The following is a 19968-nucleotide window of genomic DNA, read 5'->3' on the forward strand; positions in this document are numbered from 1 at the left end:
GGGGCGGACGTCTGGCCTGCCGGCCACCCGGGCGAACTCAGCCCTGCGGCCCGAACGCCTTCAGGAAGCGGTCCCGGAACTGGTTCATGGCCCACTCCGGTGCGTTGTCCGCGGGCTTCAGCCCGTCCGTCCAGCCCCACCCGGAGACGCGCGCCAGGACCTTCGGGTCGCGGGCGACGATGGTGATCGGCACGTCCCTGCTGGTGTTGCCGCCGCCCGTGACCGTCGGGACGGGCTGGTGGTCGCCGAGGAAGACGAGGACCGTGTTGTCGTCGCCATAGCGCTGGACCCACTGGGTCAGGCTGTCCACGGAGTACTGGATCGCCTTGCGGTACTCGGTCCGCACGCGCTGCGCGCTCTTCCAGACCTCCGTGGGGTTGGTGCCCTCCTTCTTGATCTTGTAGAAGATCCTGCCGTTCCCGAGGTCCTTCCAGTCGATGATGTGAGCGATGGGGGACCAGGGGTTGTGACTGGAGGCCAGGATGATCTCCGCCATGATCGGGTCGCGGTTCTTCTTCCCGTGCTCCAGCTTCTGGAAGGCCTCCAGGCTGAACTGGTCCGGCACCGGCGTCCAGCTGAAGTACGGGCCCTGGTAGCCGAGGTGCGTGGAGTCGTAGATGTGGTCGAGGCCGAAGTACTTGCCCTCGGGCCAGGCCTTGCGCACGCCCGGGACGATGCCCACCGTGCGCCAGGCGCCGGTCTTCTGGAAGTAGCTGGTCAGGGTCGCGCGGTCACTGGTCGTCAGGGTCCGGTACCGCTGCTGGTTCTTGACCCACAGACCGGACAGGAACGTCGAGTGGGCGAGCCAGCTGCCGGCGCCCGTGACGGGCGACCTGAGCCAGCCGCTCTGCGCCGCGAACCCGGCCGCCTTGAGCCGGGCGTTCCCCTCCGCCAGCGTCGCGTCCATCTCCGGTGCCATCGCCGGATCGTCGATCGCCACCCGGCCGTAGCTCTCGATGAAGGTGAACAGCACGTCCTTGCCCCGAAGCCCGGTCAGTAGCCGGTCGGACGGCGTGTCGGCATAGGCGTCGACGACGAGCTGCTTCTTGAAGACGTCGGCGTCCCCCAGCCCCTCGCGGACGTACTTCACACGGTTGGCCAGGAACTGGCTGTAGCCCTGGGTGGCGAACGGGACACCGGTGAACTGCACGCTCAGCGTGAAGCAGGTGACCCACACGACGCCCAGGACGAGCGTGGTGCGTACCGCCACGGCACGGTGGCGGGCCAGCACGTTCGCCAGCCGCACCATCGCGAGCGCGCTGAGCACGAGCACGGCGACGATCAGGACGATCACGCCGATCACCGCGAGAACCTCGCCCGTGTGGCCGAACGAGTCCTTCACCCAGTCCGCCGCGTCGGTCAGCAGAACCCAGTCGAAGACCAGGTCGAACGGCCGGGCCAGGGTCTGGTAGAAGCCCATGTCGAGGCACTTCAGGACGGTGGACAGGCCGATCAGCGCCCCCGAGACGACGGCCGCGATCCGCCGTGCCCTCGACGGCAGTGCGAGCAGGACGATCGCCAGGAAGAGCGCCTCGACGGGGAGGCGGAGGAAGTTCTGGAGAGCGAGCCGGTCGAGGCGGTCGGGCACGAGGATCGCCACGAGCACGAACACGGCGGCCAGGACGGTCGTGCCCACCCGCACGAAGGCCGCGGCACGGGGGTGCAGCCGACGCCGCCGGAACCAGCCGGTACGGGCGGAGCCGGCGGCGGGGGCGCCCTGGACGGCTGTCCCGGTTCCGTCCTCGGCCGGGGCGGGCCCGGCGGCCTCGGCTCCGGCGCGGTCGTCGACGGCGGGCCCGGCGGACTCCTCGGCCGCCCCGGACGGCTCTCCGTCACCGCTCGCCCCGGCCTCGGCCTCCGCCCGGGGTCCGGCCTCGGCCTCCGCCCGGGGTCCGGGCTCGGCCTCCGCCCGGGGTCCGGGCTCGGCCTCCGCCCGGGGTCCGGGCTCGGGCTCGGGCCCGGCCTCCGGTTCGTCGTCCGTCGGGCCTGTGTCCGTCTCGGCGCTCGGCTCGGAGCCGGTTGCCGCCGGTGCGGGTGATGCCTCCTCCAGCCGGTCCGGCGCAGACGCGTCCGCGTCCGTGTCCAGTTGCTGGCGAGGGGGCGTGAGGTGCGACACCCGTACGTCCTTCCGTGCGAAGCCCCGTGCTGGCATGGCGGACCGGACCCGCAGGCCACGACCGCCAACCTCGCGTACGGCTCCGCGTCACCCCACGTTCAACCGCCCGGGTCAACCGCGCGCAAAGAGTACGCCCGGCTTGTCACCCCCGCCCGCACGGGTACCGTCAGCGGTCCGCCGCGACCGCCACCTCCCGCGCCCACCGGTAGTCCGCCTTCCCGCTCGGCGAACGCTGTATCGCCTCCGCGATCACCAACTGGCGCGGGATCTTGTAGCCGGCCAGGCGGGTACGGCAGTACGACTGGACGTCCTCCAGGGAGGGGCGCGGCGCCCCCTCGCGCAGCTGCACCACGGCGGCCACATGGCTGCCCCACTTCGCGTCCGGCACCCCGGCCACCAGCGCGTCGTACACGTCCGGATGCGACTTGAGGGCCTGCTCGACCTCCTCCGGGTACACCTTCTCGCCCCCGGTGTTGATGCACTGCGAACCCCGGCCGAGGACGGTGACGACGCCGTCCTCGTCGACCGTCCCCATGTCCCCGAGCAGCACCCAGCGGCGGCCGTCCTTCTCGAAGAACGTCTCGGCGGTTTTCCGCGGGTCGTTGTAGTAGCCGAGCGGTACATGGCCGCTCTGCGCGACCCGGCCGATCTCGCCCGCCGCGACCGGCTCGTGGGTGACCGGATCGACCACCCGGGTACGGGAGTTCACGCGGACCCGGAACTCGCTGCCCGCCCCGGAGTCGTTGGTCGCCGTGCCGTTGAAACCGGACTCGGAGGACCCGAAGTTGTTCAACAGCATCGTGTTCGGGACGAGTTCGGTGAACTGGCGGCGCACGGTCTCGGAGAGGATCGCGCCGGACGAGGAGACGCTGAACATGGAGGAGCAGTCGGTGCCCTTCATCGGCCCTCGCAGGGCGTCGATCAGCGGGCGCAGCATCGCGTCGCCCACCAGCGACATGCTGGTGACCTTCTCCTTCTCGACCGTCCGCAACACCTCCTCGGGCACGAACTTGCGGTGGATCACGACCCGTTGCCCGAAGTTGAAGCCGATGAAGGAGGTGAGCGTGGACGTGCCGTGCATCAGCGGGGGAGTGGGGAAGAAGGTGATCCCGCTGCCGCCCGCCGCGACCCGCTCGGCCAGCTCCTCCGGCCGCCGCACCGGCTCACCGGTGGGCGCTCCGCCGCCCAGCCCCGCGAAGAACAGGTCCTCCTGACGCCACATCACACCCTTGGGCATCCCGGTCGTGCCGCCGGTGTAGATGATGAACTGGTCGTCCGCCGAACGCGCCGGGAACCCCCGCTCGGGCGACCCGGCCGCCTCGGCCTCGGTGAAGGCGAGAGCCTTGAGCCCCGCGTCCACCGGCTCACCCACCCGCACCAGGTGCCGCAGCTTCGGTGCCCGGGGCAGGGCCGCCGCCACCCGGTCGTCGAACTCCGCGTCGAAGACCAGCGCGACGAGATCCGCGTCCCGGTAGAGGTACACCAGTTCCTCTTCGACGTAGCGGTAGTTCACGTTGACCGGTACGACCCGCGCCTTCAGGCAGCCGAGCACGGTCTGGAGGTACTCGACCCCGTTGTAGAGGTGCAGGCCGAGATGCTCGCCCGGCCGGATGCCGCTGTCGATCAGATGATGGCCGATGCGGTTGGCGGCGGCGTCCAGCTCCGCGTAGGTCAGCCGGCGTTCCGCACCCGTGCCGGGGTGGTCGAGGTAGACGAGCGCCTCGCGGTCCGCGGCCACGTCGACGACCGACTCGAACAGATCGGCAAGGTTGTACTCCACCGCTCCTCCTGACCCCGGCGACCGTGACGAAGAAAGGCGCACCTGTCCGTTCGCCGGTCATCAGAGCAAAGGGCGCGGCAAGTGGGAAGGGTTCGCGCGAAGAAATCTGACTGTCTGTCAGAAAACCCTTGAAGTGCCTCCCCGGCTACTGCAACCTGTTCTCGTTCTTGTGGAGGGGGGACGATCCCTTCCGGAGGGGAGAGGGTCCATGGGTGGGACGGAACACCTCACCGTGCGGCGCGAGGGCGCCACACTCGTGCTCACGCTCAACAGGCCCGAGGCGAAAAACGCGCTCTCGATCTCCATGCTCGTCGGCCTGTACGACGGCTGGATCGAGGCCGACGAGGACGACGGCGTCCGCTCGATCGTGCTCACCGGGGCCGGGGGTGCCTTCTGCGCCGGGATGGACCTCAAGGCGCTGGCCGGAAAGGGCATGGCGGGGGAGCACCTGCGCGACCGGCTGAAGGCCGACCCGGATCTGCACTGGAAGGCGATGCTCCGCCATCATCGCCCGCGCAAACCGGTGATCGCCGCCGTCGAGGGGTACTGCGTCGCCGGGGGTACCGAGATTCTCCAGGGCACCGACATCCGGGTGGCGGGCGAGTCCGCGACGTTCGGTCTCTTCGAGGTCCGGCGGGGGCTCTTTCCCATCGGGGGTTCCACGGTGCGGCTCCAGCGGCAGATTCCGCGGACGCACGCTCTGGAGATGCTGCTGACCGGGCGGCCGTACACCGCCCGCGAGGCCGCCGGCATCGGGCTCGTCGGCCATGTCGTACCGGACGGCTCGGCGCTGGACAAGGCCCTGGAGATCGCCGAACAGATCAACGCGTGCGGGCCGTTGGCGGTCGAGGCGGTCAAGGCGTCGGTGTACGAGACGGCGGAGCTGACGGAGGCGGACGGGCTGGCCGCCGAACTCAAGCGGGGCTGGCCGATTTTCGACACCGCCGATGCGGCGGAAGGCGCTCGTGCTTTCGCCGAGAAGCGACCGCCTGTCTACAAGCGTGCGTAGCGCAGCGCCGGCCTGGGCCGGTCCGCAGGCCGCGGGCCGCGGGCCGGTGGGGGCTTGTCGCGCCCACGCGGCGGAAGCCGCACATGTCTACGCCCGCGCCCCTGAAGGAAAGGGGCGCGATCACCGACCTTCTCAAGGAGGCAAGGCCCCGATGCCCGAAGTCCTCAAAGCCCCCCTCGTCGTCGAGTTCCCCTTCACCCGTTCCCTCGGCCCCGTCCAGAGCGCCTTCCTCACCGGCCTGCGCGAGCGCGTCGTCCTCGGTGTGAAAGCGGCCGACGGCCGCATCCTCGTGCCGCCCGTCGAGTACGACCCGGTCACCGCCGAGGAGATCCGGGACCTCGTCGAGGTCGCCCCCACCGGCACGGTCACCACCTGGGCCTGGAACCACGAACCCCGCCGCGGGCAGCCCCTCGGGACCCCCTTCGCCTGGGTGCTGGTCCGGCTCGACGGCGCCGACACCGCCCTGCTGCACGCCCTCGACGCGCCGGGGCCAGAGGCCGTGCGCACCGGCATGCGGGTCCGGGTGCGCTGGGCCGAGGAGCGGTCGGGAGCCGTCACGGACATCGCCTGCTTCGAGCCGTACGACGGAGCGGCGGTGGATGTGACCGGGCACAGCGGCGAGTTCGAGGACGCCGTCCACGGCATCGTCGCCCACGCCCGCCTCGACTACGTCTACTCGCCCGGGCGCGCCCAGTCCGCCTACATCAACGCGCTGTCGTCCCGGCGGACCTTCGGCGAGCGCTGCCCCTCCTGCCGGAAGGTGTACGTCCCGCCGAGGGGTGCGTGCCCCACCTGTGGAGTGGCCACCTCGGAACAGGTCGAGGTGGGTCCCGGCGGCACGGTCACCACCTTCTGCATCGTCAACATCAAGGCGAAGAACCTCGACATCGAGGTGCCCTACGTCTACGCCCACATCGCCCTCGACGGCGCCGGCCTCGCCCTGCACGGCCGGATCGGCGGAATCCCCTACGACCAGGTGCGGATGGGGCTCAGGGTCGAGCCGGTGTGGACCGAGGGGGCCCGCTACCCCGACCACTACCGGCCGACCGGCGAACCCGACGCGGACTACGAGACGTACAAGGAGCTGCTGTGATGCGTGACATTGCACTGGTCGCCTTCGCGCAGACCGACCACCGCCGCACCAGCGACGAGCTCTCCGAGGTCGAGATGCTCATGCCGGTGCTGCACGACGTGCTCGGGCAGACCGGCCTGAAGACCGCCGACATCGGCTTCACCTGCTCCGGCTCCAGCGACTACCTGGCCGGCCGCGCCTTCTCCTTCACCCTCGCCCTCGACGGCGTCGGCGCCTGGCCGCCCATCTCCGAGTCGCACGTCGAGATGGACGGCGCGTGGGCCCTGTACGAGGCCTGGACCAAACTGCTCACCGGGGACGCGGACACCGCGCTCGTCTACTCGTACGGCAAGTCCTCACCCGGCTCCGTGCGCGACGTGCTGACCCGCCAGCTCGACCCCTACTACGTGGCCCCCCTCTGGCCGGACTCCGTCGCCCTCGCCGCGCTCCAGGCCCAGGCCCTCATCGACGCGGGGGAGACCGACGAGCCCGCGCTGGCCGCCGTCGGTGCCCGCAGCCGGACGGACGCGGAGACCAACTCCCATGCCCAGCTCAGGGGTTCGGTCCCGCAGGGCGACTACGTCGTACGTCCGCTGCGTACCGGCGACTGCCCGCCCATCGGTGACGGCGCCGCCGCCGTGATCCTCGCGGCGGGGGAGCGGGCCCGGCAGCTGTGCGCACGGCCCGCCTGGATCCGGGGCATCGACCACCGCATCGAGGCGCACGGTCTGGGCGTGCGTGACCTGACCGACTCGCCGTCCGCGCGGCTCGCCGCCGAGAAGGCCGGTGCCTTCGAACGGCCCGTGGACACCGCCGAGCTGCACGCGCCGTTCAGCTCGCAGGAGGTCGTACTGCGCAAGGCGCTGCGGCTCGGCGACGACGTACGCGTGAACCCGTCCGGCGGGGCCCTCGCCGCCAACCCGATCATGGCAGCGGGGCTGATCCGCATCGGCGAGGCCGCCGCCCGCATCCACCGCGGTGAGTCCGACCGGGCCCTCGCCCACGCCACCTCCGGGCCCTGTCTGCAGCAGAACCTGGTCGCCGTACTCGAAGGGGATCCGCGATGAGCAAGGAGCCCGTGGCCGTCATAGGGATCGGCCAGACCAAGCACGTGGCGGCCCGGCGGGACGTGTCGATCGCCGGACTCGTCCGCGAGGCGGCCCGACGCGCCCTCGAGGACGCCGAGTTGGGCTGGGCCGACATCGACGCCGTCGTCATCGGCAAGGCGCCCGACTTCTTCGAGGGCGTGATGATGCCCGAGCTGTACCTGGCGGACGCGCTGGGCGCGGTGGGCAAACCCATGCTGCGGGTCCACACGGCGGGTTCGGTGGGCGGCTCGACCGCGCTCGTCGCGGCCAACCTCGTCGCCGCCCGGGTCCACTCCACCGTGCTGACCCTCGCCTTCGAAAAGCAGTCCGAGTCCAACGCCATGTGGGGGCTCTCCCTGCCCATCCCCTTCCAGCAGCCGCTGCTGGCGGGCGCGGGCGGTTTCTTCGCGCCCCATGTGCGGGCGTACATGCGGCGCAGCGGCGCCCCGGACACCGTCGGCTCGCTGGTCGCCTACAAGGACCGGCGCAACGCGCTCAAGAACCCCTACGCCCACCTCCACGAGCACGACATCACCCTGGAGAAGGTGCAGGCGTCCCCCATGCTGTGGGACCCCATCCGCTACTCGGAGACCTGCCCCTCCTCCGACGGCGCCTGCGCCATGGTCCTCAGCGACCGTGCCGGAGCCGCCCGCTCGGCGAAGCCGCCGGCCTGGATGCTCGGCGGGGCCATGCGCAGCGAACCCACCCTGTTCGCCGGCAAGGACGCGGTGTCGCCGCAGGCCGGGAAGGACTGCGCGGCCGACGTCTACCGGCAGGCGGGGATCGCCGACCCGCGCCGGGACATCGACGCCGTCGAGATGTACGTGCCGTTCTCCTGGTACGAGCCCATGTGGCTGGAGAACCTCGGCTTCGCCGAGGAGGGCGAGGGCTGGAAACTCACTGAATCGGGTGTCACCGAACTCGACGGTGACCTCCCCGTCAACATGTCGGGCGGCGTCCTGTCCACCAATCCGATCGGCGCCTCCGGGATGATCCGGTTCGCCGAGGCCGCCCTCCAGGTGCGCGGCCAGGCCGGAGAACACCAGGTGGACGGCGCCCGGAAGGTGCTCGGGCACGCCTACGGCGGCGGTTCCCAGTTCTTCTCGATGTGGCTCGTCGGCGCCACGGCCCCCGACAACTGAAAGGACCGGTTCACGTGGCCTGTTGAGTGCCGGAACCGAAAGCTAGGCTGGCCGCGGACGACGAATTCGGGAGGAGCACGGACGTGGCCGAGAGCACCATCCAGCAGCAGCGGGCAGTGGGCTGGGACAAGCCGGAGCTGGACCTCAGCGAGGCCGACTGGCAGTCCAGCAGCCGAGGCCTGGGGGATGTCCAGATCGCCTTTGTCGAGGGATTCATCGCGATGCGCAACAGCGGCCGCCCGGAGAGCCCTTCCCTGATCTTCACCCCCGCCGAATGGGGTGCCTTCGTGTCGGGGGCCCGGGAGGGCGAGTTCGACCTGACCTGACCGAGCGCCTTCCCCGGTTCCGTCGGCAGAGAGGTGAACCAGGGGGTGTTCCGCAAGGATTTCCGGACACGTGACCAGCAGCGCCCTCCCGGGGCCGCCGCCTCGGACAGGCTGGCCCCGGAAAGGGAAGGTCGTATTCCGGAGGTGAGGAACGATGAGCACTGCGCCGGTCATCGCCGCGGCGGACGGTTCCGACGACAGCCTGCGCGCCCTGGACTGGGCCGTGGCGGAGGCCCGGCAGCGGGACGCGCCGCTGCGGGTGGTGCATGTACGCCAGTACGCCCCCTGGGGGCAGCCCGACGTCCTGGTCGCCGCGGAACCGGACGAGGGGGGCGACCCCGTGCTCGACGAGGTCCGCGACCGGCTGCGCACCACCGCCGGGCTGACCGTCGAGTACGTCGCCCTGGAGGGCGCCCCGAGCGCGCTGCTGCCCGAACTGGGCGCCGACGCCCAGCTCCTGGTGCTCGGCTCCCGCGGCCGCGGCGGCTTCGCCAGCCTGCTGCTCGGCTCCAACGGCATGGCCGCCGCCCGGGACGCCGCGTGCCCGGTGGTCGTCGTGCCCCGCCCGGGGCGGGAGGTCCGGGAAGAACTGCCCACCGAACCCGGTCCCCGGGTCGTCGTCGGCATGGACGTGGACAGCCCCGACGACGCCACCCTCGCCTTCGCCTTCGCGGAGGCCGCCCGGCGCGGCGCCCGGCTCCAGGTGATCGCCGCCTACCCGTGGCCGGTGCAGAGCTGGGCCGCCGCCGGGGGACTCGTCCCGTCCGCCGTCGACCAGCACGAGGTCGAGCAGGAGACCCGGACCCTCGCCGAGGGCTTCCTCGACCCGCACCTCAAGGACCACCCGAACGTGGCAGCCGACGTCCTGGCGCTGCCCGGAGACGCGGCCGGCCGGCTGGTCGCCGCCTCGAAGGACGCCGCCCTGGTCGTCGTCGGCCGCCACCGCCGGCGGCTGCTCGCCCCCGCCCGCATGATGGGCTCGGTCACCCACGCCGTGCTGCTGCACGCGGCCGCCCCCATCGCCGTGGTCCCGCCTTCGCCACCGCAGGAGTGATGTCAAGCCCCCTCGGTCAGTTACCGTCAGTAGGGAGCGGATGACCGCCGTGAAGCGTACGCTGAGCTGCCTGCAAGCCACGGTGCGCGCCCGCTCCCCGCGCTCGCGTACCACCGTGGCGGGGGGTGGTCATGGGACAGCGGGTTCTGCGGGACCGGCGGACGCTCTACGAGCGTGACAGCCAGCTCGCCGCCGTCGACGAGGCGCTGGCCGAGCTCACCGGCCTCGGGACGGACGGCGCGGCACCGGGCGACCGGCCGCTCGGCGCGCTGCTCGCCTTCGCCGGGCGGGCCGGCATCGGCAAGACGACCCTGCTCGCCGAGGTCCGCCGGCGCGCCGCCGCCCAGGGCTGCACCGTGCTCTCTGCGCGCGGCGGCGAGCAGGAACAGCGCGTCGCCTTCCACGTCGCCCGCCAGCTCCTGCAACCCCGGCTCGCCGGCGCACCGGAGGCCGAACTCCGCGCCTCGCTGGGCAGCTGGTACGACATCGTCGGCCCCGCCCTCGGCCTGTGCGCCCCGAGCGAGGGCGCCCCGCCCGACCAGCAGGGCCTGCGCGACGGACTCGACTGGGTGCTCACCCACCTCGCCGTGCGCCGGGCCCCGATGGTCCTCGTCCTCGACGACGCCCACTGGGCCGACCCCGAATCCCTCGGCTGGCTGGCCGCGTTCGCCCCCCGCGCCGAGCAGCTCCCGCTGCTCGTCGTCGTCGCCTACCGGCCCGACGAACTCCCCGAGCACGCCGACGCGTTCCGTGGCCTGCCCGGACGCGCCGGCGGCCGCCCGCACGGCCTGGAACCGCTCAGCGCCGACGCCGTCGCCGACCTGGTCCGCGAAAGCCTCGGCGAACACGCCGACGACGCCTTCTGCCACGAGTGCTGGGCCGTCACCGCCGGCAACCCCTTCGAGGCCGTCGAGCTGACCGCCAAGGTCCACGACCGGGGCCTCGACCCCACCGAGGCCGGCGCACCCCTGCTGCGCGACCTCGCCGCCGCCGTCAAGGGCAGCGGGCTGATCGCCCGCCTCGAACGCCTTGGCCCCTCTGCCGTCCGGTTCGCCTGGGCCTGCGCCGTCCTCGGCACCGAGATCCATCCTTCGCTCGCCGCCGCCGTCGCCGGACTCGGCCACGAGGAGGCCGCCGACGCCGCCGACGCCCTGCGCGGCGCCCGCGTCCTCACCGGTACCGAGACCCTGGAGTTCGTCCACCCGCTGATCGCCACCGCCGTCTACCGGGCCATCCCGCCCGCCACCCGGGTCGCCCTGCACGGCCAGGCCGCCTGGTGCGTGACCGACGACGGCCAGGGCGCCACCGCCGCCGCCCGCCACCTCCTGGAGACCCATCCGGAAGGCGACACCTGGGTCGTCCGGCAACTGCGCGCCGCCGCAGGCGAGACCCTCCGGGCCGGCGCCCCCGACACGGCCCGCGGCTACCTCGCCCGCGCCCTGCGCGAACCCCCGACCGCCAAGGAGCGCGCCGCCGTCCTCTACGAACTGGGCAGCGCCTCCCTGCTCACCGAACCCGCCACCACCGTCAACCACCTGCGCGCGGCCCTCCAGGAGCCCATCGCCGAGCCCGCCCTGCGCCACCACATCGTCTACCGCCTCTCCCAGGTCCTCGCCCACAGCGACCGCCTCGCCGAGGCGTCCGAGACCCTCGCCCGCGAGATAGCGGTGACCGGCGATGCCCGCGTACGGCTGCGCATGCTCTCCGAACAGTTCATGTGGGACGCCTTCCGCGCCGACGAACCCGACCACCCCTCCCGCTCCCGCCGCCTGGCCCGGCTCGCCGACCGCCTCCGGGGCCGCGACCTCACCGAGCGGTACGTCATCGGGCTGCGCACCTGGGACGCGATCCAGCGCGGCGAACCCGCCGACGTCGCCCTCCACCACGCCGAGCGCGCCCTGGCCGGCGGACTCGGCTGGGCGGAGGCCGACCGCGGGTTCGAGGTCCCCGTCCTCGTCGCCCTCGCCTTCATGTACGCCGACCGGCCCGACCGCACGGAGGAGCTCTTCGCCGCCGGGATCGCCGACTACGAACGCCAGGGCTGGCGCGGCGGCCACCTCTCCTTCGCCTACACCCTCCTCGGATACGTCCGTTACCGGCGCGGCCGGCTCGCCGAGGCCGAGGACCTGGCCCGCTCCGGCCTGCGCCTCGCCGAACGCGTCGGCCCCGGCACGCCGGCCCACTGGTACGCCCTCGGCACCCTGATCCAGACCCTGCTCGCCCGCGGCCGCACCGACGAGGCCGCCTGCCTCGCCGAGGACCACGCCTTCCGGGAGCCCTTCCCGGCGGCCGTGGTCTTCCCCGACGCCCAGACGGTCTACGGCGAACTGCTCCTCGCCCGTGGCCTCACCAAGGACGCGGCAGCCGAGCTCGCCGCGGCCGGCCGCCGCCTGGAACCACGCGGCATCCGCAACCCCTCCTGGTGCCCCTGGCAGCTCCACCTGGCTCGCGCGCAGAGCGACGAAGCCCCGGAACGCGCCCTCACCACGGCCCTGGACGCGCTGACCCGCGCCCGCCGCTTCGGCGCCCCGTCCGCGATCGGCCAGGCCCTGCGCACGGCGGCGGAGGTCTCTTCGGGCGAGACCCGCCTGGCGTACCTGCGCGAGTCGGTGGCCTGCCTGGAGCGCTCCCCGGCCGCCTATGAGCTCGCCTGCGCCCTGGTGACGCTCGGCACGGAACTCCACGACCCCGCCCACCTCCGAAGGGGACTGGAAACCGCCGAGCGGTGCGGGGCGGACGGCTTGGCGACCACGGCCCGAACCGAGCTGGCGGCAAGGGAAAGGGCCGCTCTGTAGCGAACGTCGACGACGACATACCCGGGGAGCAGGGGACAGAGAGGGCGCCTTCGCGGCGGGCGTCGACGACGACGTACCCGGGCGCAGGGGAACGGAGGGGGCGGCCCTGTGGCGGGCGTCGTCGACGACGTACCCGGGCGCAGGGTAAAGGAGGGGCGCCTTTGCGGCAGGCGTCGACGACCACGTACTCAGGGGCGCGGGGAACTGCGCGACAAGCCACGACGGCGCCGCACCCGCCGAACGACCGTCAGAAGTGTCAGAAGTGCCGGCCCCCTCCACAGGCGCCGGCCCCGGACGAAGGCCGGCCGACCCGCACCCCGCACTGAGCCGCATCCCACAACCCCGGCCCCGTACCATGGACCGCATGTCGTTCCTCCGCCGCCGCAGCGCCACTCCCGCCGGTCCCGAATTCGACGTACTGGCCATGGACCCGGGTGACTGGCCCGGCAACCTCGGTGCCGGTCTGCTGCCCGCCCCCGACGGCACCTGCCAGGGCGTCTTCCTGCGCTACGACCTCTTCGGCGGCCGCGGCCCCGCGATGATCATCGGCAACCTCCCCGAGGGCTCCCCGGCCCGCGAGGTGGAGGAGGGCGAGGTCCCCTTCGAGGTCGGCCAGCTCCTCCTCGCCCTGGAGAACGACGAGGACGTCACCGTCGTCGGCACCGAGGACATGCCGGTCCTGCAGGGCGACAACCTGCTGATCGTGCGCCGGCTCAAGCTCTCCGAGAGCCGGATCTCCTGCGTCCAGTTCGACCGCAGCGACGGCGTCCTGGTGACGATCGCGGCGTGGGACCGCCCGATCACCGACGACCTGTACGCCCTGCTGAAGCCGCTCCCGGCGGAGCTTTTCCAGCAGGGCTGAGGCCGGCCGCCCCCGTCGGCTACTTCCCGTGGTGCCGTCCGCCCTTCGCGGCCGGCACCACGTCCACGTCGGCCGCACGGACGAACTCGACCCGGTGGCCGTACTGGATCTCGTAGTACAGGTCCTTGCCCACCACGACCTTGTGCGAGTCGGTGGTGAAGGTGACCGCGTAGTAGTACTCGCCCGGCACCTCGTCACCGGCCACGTACTCCTGCCCCGCGGGGATCGTGTACGGCAGCGGGGAGACCGACTGAACCGGTACCCCGGAGGGGTAGGCGGACGCCTCCGGATAGGCGCGGCCGTACACCGGGATGCTGGTCAGGCCCGCCTTCGGCGTGATCAGCGTCCCCGTCGCGCGCACCGCCGTCGGGGCGCTCGCCGGGTTCCTGAACCACGCCTTCTGCCCGAGGTACCAGATCGCCGTCCAGTCCCCCCAGGTGTCCGCCACCGCGTACTGCTGGCCGGTGGAGGCCCGGGAGGAGAGGTCGTTCACGTCGGTCGTCGGTGCCGTACCGAGGCCGATGTCCTTGATCAGGGCCGAGTTCTCGTCGTGGTCGGAGTACAGCCGTACCTCGCTGGAACCGTGCGCGGAGCAGGGCTGGCCCTTGGCGACGCAGCCGGTGTACGCCGGCTGGTTCGTGGCGTAGTCCGGCAGGATCGTGACCGCACCGCCCGCCGTCACCCGGTGCTTCCTGCCCGCCTTGTGCTTGAAGGGGTGGTCCAGCAGCTCGAAGTAGTGCCGCCAGTCCCAGTAGGGGCCCGGGTCGGTGTGCATCCCGGGGATCGTGGACGTGGTCGGGCCGGGCACGGTGTCGTGGCCGAGGATGTGCTGCCGGTCCAGGGGGATGCCGTACTGCTCGGAGAGGTACTTCACCAGCCGGGCCGAGGAGCGGTACATCGCCTCCGTGTACCAGGCATCCGGCGAGGCGAGGAACCCCTCGTGCTCGATGCCGATCGACTTGGCGTTGATGTACCAGTTGCCCGCGTGCCAGGCCACGTCCTTCGCCTTGACGTGCTGGGCGATCAGACCGTCGGTGGAGCGGATGGTGTAGTTCCACGACACATAGGTCGGGTCCTGGACCAGGCTGATGGTCCCGTCCCAGGAGCCCTCCGTGTCATGGATGACGATGTACTTGATGCTCTGGGAGGCCGGCCGGTCACCGAGGTCGTGGTTGCCGTAGTCGTTGTCCCCGAACTGCGCGTAGGCCGCGGGGATCCACTCGCATGACACCGTTGTCGGGCATTCCGTGCCGTCGTCCGCCGCGGTGCGCAGCCCGGTCAGCTTCAGCTGCGCGGTGTCGGCCCGCAGGCCCGGCTGGGCGGCGAGGGCGACGGACTGTCCCGCGTCGGTGGTGCGCTCCTCGCCCGTGCGGAGGACGTCGAACACGTCGTTGGCGTACGCCGCCGCGGTCGCCGTGTCGTCGGCGCCGGAGAACCGGGCGATCGCGCCGTACCAGTTCGCCGGATCGGCGCTGAGCGGCTGGTGCAGGTCCCGCTGGGCGGCCGCGAGCAGCGCGGCGCCGCCGGCCACGTTGGCCGCCGCGTCGGTGCGCAGGTCCCCGGCCGGGATCCCGGTCAGCGCGGCGGCCTTCGGCAGCGTCGTGAGACGGGCCGGGAGCACGGAGTTCCGCGGGACCTTCGCGCTGGGGCGCAGGGCGGGGCGGGCGCTGTCGCCGCGGGCGTCCTCGGTGCCGTCGGCGAAGTGCTCGGTGGCCGTGGCCAGCGCGGTGTGCGCGTCGGTGAGGTGCATCGGGCCGTAGCCGCCGGTCACGCTGGGCGCGCCGCCGTGCATGTCCCAGCGGGACTGGAGGTAGGAGACGGCCAGCAGCACGCTCTGCGGCACGTGGTACTCGGTGGCCGCGGACGCGAACGCCCGCTGGAGCAGTCCGGCGGACGACTCGCCGGTGTTCGGGGGCGGAGCCGCGCCCAGCAGCGGCAGCAGCAGAGCCGCGGCGGCGACGGCACCGGCCGTCCTGCGCGTACGTCTGCCGCTGTGCGGGGCAGTGGGCTCGGTGACGGATCCTCGCAATGCTGCCTCCTGGGGCGATGGTGCGCGACGGGGCGTGCGGGGCTGAGCGTGGCTCAGTGGTACCGGCTTGCCGACGATCCGTCAATCATGCCCAGAGAGACCTGAATTCCCATGTCATCCGATGGTCGTGGGAGTTTCGCGGTGGCGGCCCGCCCGCCTGCGGGGCGTCAGTGGCGTACACCACTGGGGGGTCCGCGGCACCCCCGGACACGCGAGGATCCGCGGTGCGCAGCTGCCCTGAGCGCACCGCGGATCCTCGTCCCCGTCAGCGAGTGCCGACCGCCGCGCGTACGGCCCGGCGGGCCAGCTGGCAGTCGTCGTGCAGTCGCCGGAGCAGCAGCCGCTGTTCCTCGCCGGTCGGCGCGGCGCTCGGGTGGGCGGCACCCGGTGCCGCCGGGGTCGCGTCGTGCATCGAACGCTGCACGGCGGTCTCGTACGTCCGGATCTCCCGGGTGAGGACCAGCATCAGGTTCACCAGGAAGGCGTCCCGGGACGCGGGCCCCGCCGCCTGGGCGATCTGGCTGATCTGACGGCGCGCCACCGGGGCGTCGCCGAGGACCGACCAGAGCGTGGCCAGGTCGTACCCCGGCAGATACCAGCCCGCGTGCTCCCAGTCCACCAGCACTGGACCGGCCGGCGACAACAGGATGTTCGAGAGCAGGGCGTCGCCGTGGCAGAACTGGCCCATTCCCTGGCGGCCCGCCGCGACCGCGATGCCGTGCAGCAGCTTCTGGAGGTCACCCATGTCCCGGTCGGTGAGCAGCCCCAGCTCGTGGTAGCGGGCGATACGGGCCGGGTAGTCCACCGGGGCGTCGAAGGTGCCCGCCGGCGGCCGCCAGGCGTTCAGCCGGCAGATCGCGCCCAGTGCGGCCCGGGTGTCCGCACGGGGCGGGGCTTCCGCCGGGTGGCGCTGGACCGCCGCCACCCGGCCGGGCATCCGCTCGATCACCAGCGTGCAGTTGTCCGGATCCGCCGCGATCAGCCTCGGCACCCGGATCGGCGGCCGGTGCCGGACGAACGAGCGGTATGCGGCTATCTCCTGGCGGGACCGCTCCGCCCAGGCGGGGGAGTGGTCCAGTAGACACTTCGCCACGGCCGTGCTGCGCCCCGTCGTCCCGACGAGGATCACCGACCGCCCGGAGCGGCGCAGCACCTGCACCGGAGCGAACTCCGGGCAGATCCGGTGCACCGACGCGATCGCGGTGCGCAGCTGCGCGCCCTGGGGGCCGGAGAGGTCGAGTCTCCCGCTGAGGGGCTGGGTGCCGAGACCCGCGGCGCGCCGTTGCCGGCTCACCACCGGTACGGCGGCGCCTGGACGAGCTGGGTCGAGATAGGGTTCGCTCCCCGCCGGGCGGGGGCGCAGCGACCGGGGCGGAGCGGACACGGAGGACGATGCTGCGTACATGGGCGATACAGATCCCTTCGTGTACCTGCGGTGCCTGCCTGAGAAGTCCTGTGAGGGGTTCTCGCGTCCAACCCGTCCCGGCCGCCCGGGCACACCCTGGGGAGTGTGCCCGTCGAGTGGTGACCGGGTCGGGGTGGCGCGTTCCTACCCGACACCCGTCGCCCAGTGGCACACCATCTGGCGCACCCTGGCGAACCGTGGCGAATAGTCGCCCGGCAACCGGCACGGGGCTACTGTCAACTCAGCCGAGAACCTGGGGGCTTGACGTGACCGGAGAACCCAACACCCGTCTCTCGGACCTGTTCGGCCTGGCCGGCTGGTCCAAGGGCGAACTCGCGAGGCTGGTCAACCGGCAGGCGGCGGCCATGGGCCACCCCCAGCTGGCGACCGACACCTCCCGGGTGCGGCGGTGGATCGACATGGGAGAGATCCCGCGCGATCCCGTGCCGCGGGTGCTGGCGGCTCTGTTCACCGAGCGTCTCGGCCGTGTCGTGACCATCGAGGACCTCGGTCTGGTACGGCACGGGCGTACGGGAAAACGGCCGGACGACGGGAGCGTGGAACATCCCGACGGCATGCCGTGGGCGCCCGAACGAACCGCCGCGGTCCTCACCGAATTCACGGGAATGGACCTCATGCTCAACCGACGCGGCTTGGTGGGCGCGGGTGCCGCGCTCACCGCGGGATCCGTACTCAGCAGCGCCATGTACGAGTGGCTCCACACCGACCCCACACTCAAGGCCGACGCCCCCGTCCTCGACGATCCTCTGCACGCCGACCCCGCTGGGTTCGACCGCTACGAGGCCGCCCCCATCGGATCGGAGGAGATCGAGGAACTGGAGCGCTCCGTCGAGGTGTTCCGCGCCTGGGACGCCGCCCGGGGCGGCGGGCTGCAGCGCAAGGCCGTGGTGGGACAGCTCAACGAAGTGGGCGGCATGCTCGCCTACCGCCACCCCGAGCATCTCCAGCGGCGCCTGTGGGGCGTCGCCGCCAACCTCGCCGTCCTCGCGGGCTGGATGTCGCACGACGTCGGCCTAGAGCCCACGGCCCAGAAGTACTTCGTCATCGCCGCCCACGCGGCCCGTGAGGGCGGCGACCGGCCGCGTGCCGGGGAGGCGCTCTCCAGAGCGGCTCGCCAGATGGTGCACCTCGGCCGGCCCGACGACGCGCTCGACCTGATGAAGCTCGCCAAGTCCGGCTCGGGCGACGAGGTGCTGCCGCGCACCCGGGCGATGCTCTGCACCATCGAGGCCTGGGCGCAGGCGTCGATGGGCAAGGGCCAGGCGATGCGCCGCACCCTCGGCCAGGCGGAGGACCTGTTCGTCTCCGACCGGGGCGACGTGCCGCCGCCGAGCTGGATGCAGATGTTCAAGGAAGAGGATCTGTTCGGCATGCAGGCCCTCGCCTACCGCACGCTGGCCGAGCACGACCCGGCCGCGGCCGTGCACGCCCAGCACTACGCGGAGAAGGCCCTGGCCCTGAGGATCGACGGCCGGCAGCGGTCGAAGATCTTCGACTTCCTGTCCATGGCCTCCGCCTGCTTCATCGCGGACGACCCCGAGCAGGCGGACCGTTACGCCCGGCTGGCCCTGATGTCGATGGGATCGAACTCCTCCCACCGCACCTGGGACCGGCTGCGCCAGATGTACCGGCTCACCGCCGAGTACTCCAGCTACCCGAGGATCCAGGAGCTGCGGGAGGAGATCAAGCTGGCCCTGCCCAAGGCCCGGAGCAAGGGGAGCAACAGCAGCGCACAGGCATAGGGGCCTGCGCGCGACACGAGCCCGCCGGTCTTCTACTCACCCACCTTGGCGACGAGCACACAGGCCTCGTCCTCGCGCTCGTTCTCGCCGAACTCCTCGACCACGGCCCGGACGCAGTCCTGGGCGGTGCGCGCCGCCCCGAACCGGGGGGCCAGGCGGAGGAGAGCGTCCAGAGAGTCCGCTCCGCTGTGCCCGGGCACCACTCCGTCGGTGTGCAGCAGCAGCAGATCGCCCGGTTCCAGGGTCACTTCGGCCTGCCCGTAACCGGCTCCCGAGGTGACACCGAGCAGCACGCCCTCCGGCGCGCTGAGCGCACACCCCGTCCCGCCGCGGAACAGCAGCGGGGCGGGGTGTCCTGCCTGTGCCCAGGTCAGGGTGCGGGTGGCGGGGCGGTAGCGGCAGCAGAGGGCGCTGCCCAGGGCGGGTTGCACGGTGGCGTCGAGTAACTGGTTGAGCAGGCACATGAGCTGCCCCGGCCGGGTGCCTGCCATCGCCATGCCGCGTACGGCGCCCAGCAGCATCGTCATGCCCGAGGCGACGGCGACGCCGTGCCCGGTGAGGTCGCCGACGCTCAGCAGGGTGTCACCGTCGGCCAGCTCCAGCGCGTCGTACCAGTCGCCGCCCAGCAGGCCGCGGGCCCCGGACGGCAGGCAGCGGGCGGCGACGTCGAGTGTGCCCGGCCCCTGGCGCGGCAGCCGCAGGGCACCGCGTCCCGGCGGCAGCACGGCCTGCTGGAGCTCGACGGCGAGCCGCTGTTCGGTCTCGGCGCGCCGGTGGTGCCGCTGCAGCGTGTCCCGGGTCTCGTGCACCGTCCGCTGGCTGCGCCGCAGTTCGCTCACGTCCCGCAGCACGGCCCACATCGAGGCGGTGCCGGCGTCGCCGTCGAGCACGGGCTCGCCCATCATGTGGACGGTCCGCACGTCCCCGTCGGGCCGCAGGACACGGAACTCGCCGTCGATCGGCCTGGCGTCGACCAGGCAGGCGGTGACCATCGCGGTCAGCCGGGGCCGGTCCTCGTCCAGCACGAGGGCGGGCAGCTCGTCGAGGGTGAGCGCGGGCGCGGCCGGGTCGCGGCCGAGGATCCGGTAGAGCTCACCGGACCAACTGGCCTCGTCCGTCAGGAGGTTCCACTCCGCGCTGCCGACCCGGCTGAGCAACGAGCCGGAGGCGGGCGCGGGGTGGCGGGCGGGCGCCGTCTCCACTCCGGCCGGCAGTTGTGCCGGTCCGTCCCGCAGCTGGGCCAGGTGCTCGTCCAGGTCGTTGAGTTGATGCAGGGCCAGGTCGTACAGGGCCCGCTGCCAGCGCTCCTCGGGGTCCGAACCGGAGCTCTGGGTGCCCCGCCGGACCGCGTCCACGTCGCCCTTGAGCCGCCGCGTCTGCGATATCAACGCCTCCACCGAGCCGCGTCCGGGCGGCTGGGCGGCGGGGCGGTCCGCGGAGACATGGGACGGCATGACGCACTCCGATGCGGGACTGTACGGCCAAGGCGAGCGGTGGGACCGGTTACGACTGTTGCACAGCCTGCGA

The 19968-nt window shown here is 72.4% G+C and carries 14 protein-coding genes; 9 read left to right on the forward strand and 5 right to left on the reverse strand.

The window, feature by feature from the left end:
• Positions 1 to 37: 37 nt before the first annotated feature.
• Together AB0P24_RS34900 and AB0P24_RS34905 are read right to left on the reverse strand one after the other, a co-directional pair.
• Entirely contained in the window at positions 38 to 2116 is a 2079-nt protein-coding gene (locus tag AB0P24_RS34900; RefSeq protein ID WP_365801168.1) for a sulfatase, read from the reverse strand.
• 166 nt (positions 2117 to 2282) lie between these two features.
• Positions 2283 to 3896: an acyl-CoA synthetase gene (locus AB0P24_RS34905; protein WP_365801170.1), complete on the reverse strand. Its 1614-nt coding sequence runs from the start codon at positions 3894 to 3896 to the stop codon at positions 2283 to 2285.
• A 208-nt stretch (positions 3897 to 4104) separates the two neighbouring features.
• Between AB0P24_RS34905 and AB0P24_RS34910 the strand changes: the two genes are divergently transcribed.
• The 8 genes from AB0P24_RS34910 to AB0P24_RS34945 all read left to right on the forward strand — a co-directional run bounded on the left by AB0P24_RS34910 (position 4105) and on the right by AB0P24_RS34945 (position 13244).
• Complete coding sequence (locus AB0P24_RS34910) at positions 4105 to 4905, forward strand: crotonase/enoyl-CoA hydratase family protein (protein ID WP_365801172.1); 801 nt, start codon at positions 4105 to 4107, stop codon at positions 4903 to 4905.
• Positions 4906 to 5056: 151 nt separating this feature from the next.
• The gene (locus AB0P24_RS34915) at positions 5057 to 5998 is read left to right on the forward strand and encodes an OB-fold domain-containing protein (RefSeq protein ID WP_365801174.1); all 942 of its coding nucleotides are present in this window, start codon (positions 5057 to 5059) and stop codon (positions 5996 to 5998) included.
• Positions 5998 to 7044 carry a thiolase domain-containing protein gene (locus AB0P24_RS34920; RefSeq protein ID WP_365801176.1) on the forward strand — a complete coding sequence of 349 codons (1047 nt, stop codon included), beginning with the start codon at positions 5998 to 6000 and terminating at the stop codon, positions 7042 to 7044. The genes AB0P24_RS34915 and AB0P24_RS34920 overlap by 1 nt, the downstream gene beginning before the upstream one ends.
• Positions 7041 to 8207 carry a thiolase domain-containing protein gene (locus AB0P24_RS34925; RefSeq protein ID WP_181808711.1) on the forward strand — a complete coding sequence of 389 codons (1167 nt, stop codon included), beginning with the start codon at positions 7041 to 7043 and terminating at the stop codon, positions 8205 to 8207. Before AB0P24_RS34920 ends, AB0P24_RS34925 begins: the two co-directional genes overlap by 4 nt.
• A gap of 83 nt (positions 8208 to 8290) precedes the next feature.
• On the forward strand, positions 8291 to 8533 hold the full coding sequence (locus AB0P24_RS34930) for a DUF397 domain-containing protein (RefSeq protein ID WP_365801178.1): 243 nt from the start codon (positions 8291 to 8293) through the stop codon (positions 8531 to 8533).
• 154 nt (positions 8534 to 8687) lie between these two features.
• Positions 8688 to 9587, forward strand: a complete 900-nt coding sequence (locus AB0P24_RS34935; RefSeq protein ID WP_365801180.1) for a universal stress protein — start codon at positions 8688 to 8690, stop codon at positions 9585 to 9587.
• A gap of 131 nt (positions 9588 to 9718) precedes the next feature.
• The gene (locus AB0P24_RS34940) at positions 9719 to 12382 is read left to right on the forward strand and encodes an AAA family ATPase (protein WP_365801182.1); all 2664 of its coding nucleotides are present in this window, start codon (positions 9719 to 9721) and stop codon (positions 12380 to 12382) included.
• Between the two features lie 364 nt (positions 12383 to 12746).
• Positions 12747 to 13244, forward strand: coding sequence for a hypothetical protein (locus tag AB0P24_RS34945; protein ID WP_365801184.1), 498 nt, complete (start codon positions 12747 to 12749; stop codon positions 13242 to 13244).
• 19 nt (positions 13245 to 13263) lie between these two features.
• Here AB0P24_RS34945 and AB0P24_RS34950 read toward each other — a convergent pair whose 3' ends face one another.
• A complete protein-coding gene (locus tag AB0P24_RS34950; RefSeq protein ID WP_365801186.1) occupies positions 13264 to 15273 on the reverse strand; it encodes a peptidoglycan recognition family protein in 2010 nt (669 codons plus the stop codon).
• Positions 15274 to 15538: 265 nt separating this feature from the next.
• A complete protein-coding gene (locus AB0P24_RS34955) occupies positions 15539 to 16678 on the reverse strand; it encodes an aminoglycoside phosphotransferase family protein (protein WP_365801188.1) in 1140 nt (379 codons plus the stop codon).
• Between the two features lie 266 nt (positions 16679 to 16944).
• Here AB0P24_RS34955 and AB0P24_RS34960 point away from each other — a divergent pair, with 266 nt between their 5' ends.
• Positions 16945 to 18441, forward strand: coding sequence for a hypothetical protein (locus tag AB0P24_RS34960; protein ID WP_365801190.1), 1497 nt, complete (start codon positions 16945 to 16947; stop codon positions 18439 to 18441).
• A gap of 32 nt (positions 18442 to 18473) precedes the next feature.
• Here the strand turns inward: AB0P24_RS34960 and AB0P24_RS34965 are convergent, their stop codons facing one another.
• Positions 18474 to 19895 carry a SpoIIE family protein phosphatase gene (locus AB0P24_RS34965; RefSeq protein ID WP_365801192.1) on the reverse strand — a complete coding sequence of 474 codons (1422 nt, stop codon included), beginning with the start codon at positions 19893 to 19895 and terminating at the stop codon, positions 18474 to 18476.
• Positions 19896 to 19968: the final 73 nt, after the last annotated feature.

The organism is Streptomyces sp. NPDC086519, assembly GCF_040686075.1.
Taxonomy (GTDB): domain Bacteria; phylum Actinomycetota; class Actinomycetes; order Streptomycetales; family Streptomycetaceae; genus Streptomyces; species Streptomyces shenzhenensis.

What these genes read in the sequence shown, in the direction of transcription:
- AB0P24_RS34925 (WP_181808711.1), top strand. Translation starts at nt 7,041, where the DNA reads ATGAGCAAGGAGCCCGTGGCCGTCATAGGGATCGGCCAGACCAAGCAC.
- AB0P24_RS34920 (WP_365801176.1), top strand. Translation starts at nt 5,998, where the DNA reads ATGCGTGACATTGCACTGGTCGCCTTCGCGCAGACCGACCACCGCCGC.
- AB0P24_RS34965 (WP_365801192.1), bottom strand. Translation starts at nt 19,895, where the DNA reads ATGCCGTCCCATGTCTCCGCGGACCGCCCCGCCGCCCAGCCGCCCGGA.
- AB0P24_RS34910 (WP_365801172.1), top strand. Translation starts at nt 4,105, where the DNA reads ATGGGTGGGACGGAACACCTCACCGTGCGGCGCGAGGGCGCCACACTC.
- AB0P24_RS34955 (WP_365801188.1), bottom strand. Translation starts at nt 16,678, where the DNA reads ATGTACGCAGCATCGTCCTCCGTGTCCGCTCCGCCCCGGTCGCTGCGC.
- AB0P24_RS34935 (WP_365801180.1), top strand. Translation starts at nt 8,688, where the DNA reads ATGAGCACTGCGCCGGTCATCGCCGCGGCGGACGGTTCCGACGACAGC.
- AB0P24_RS34940 (WP_365801182.1), top strand. Translation starts at nt 9,719, where the DNA reads ATGGGACAGCGGGTTCTGCGGGACCGGCGGACGCTCTACGAGCGTGAC.
- AB0P24_RS34945 (WP_365801184.1), top strand. Translation starts at nt 12,747, where the DNA reads ATGTCGTTCCTCCGCCGCCGCAGCGCCACTCCCGCCGGTCCCGAATTC.
- AB0P24_RS34915 (WP_365801174.1), top strand. Translation starts at nt 5,057, where the DNA reads ATGCCCGAAGTCCTCAAAGCCCCCCTCGTCGTCGAGTTCCCCTTCACC.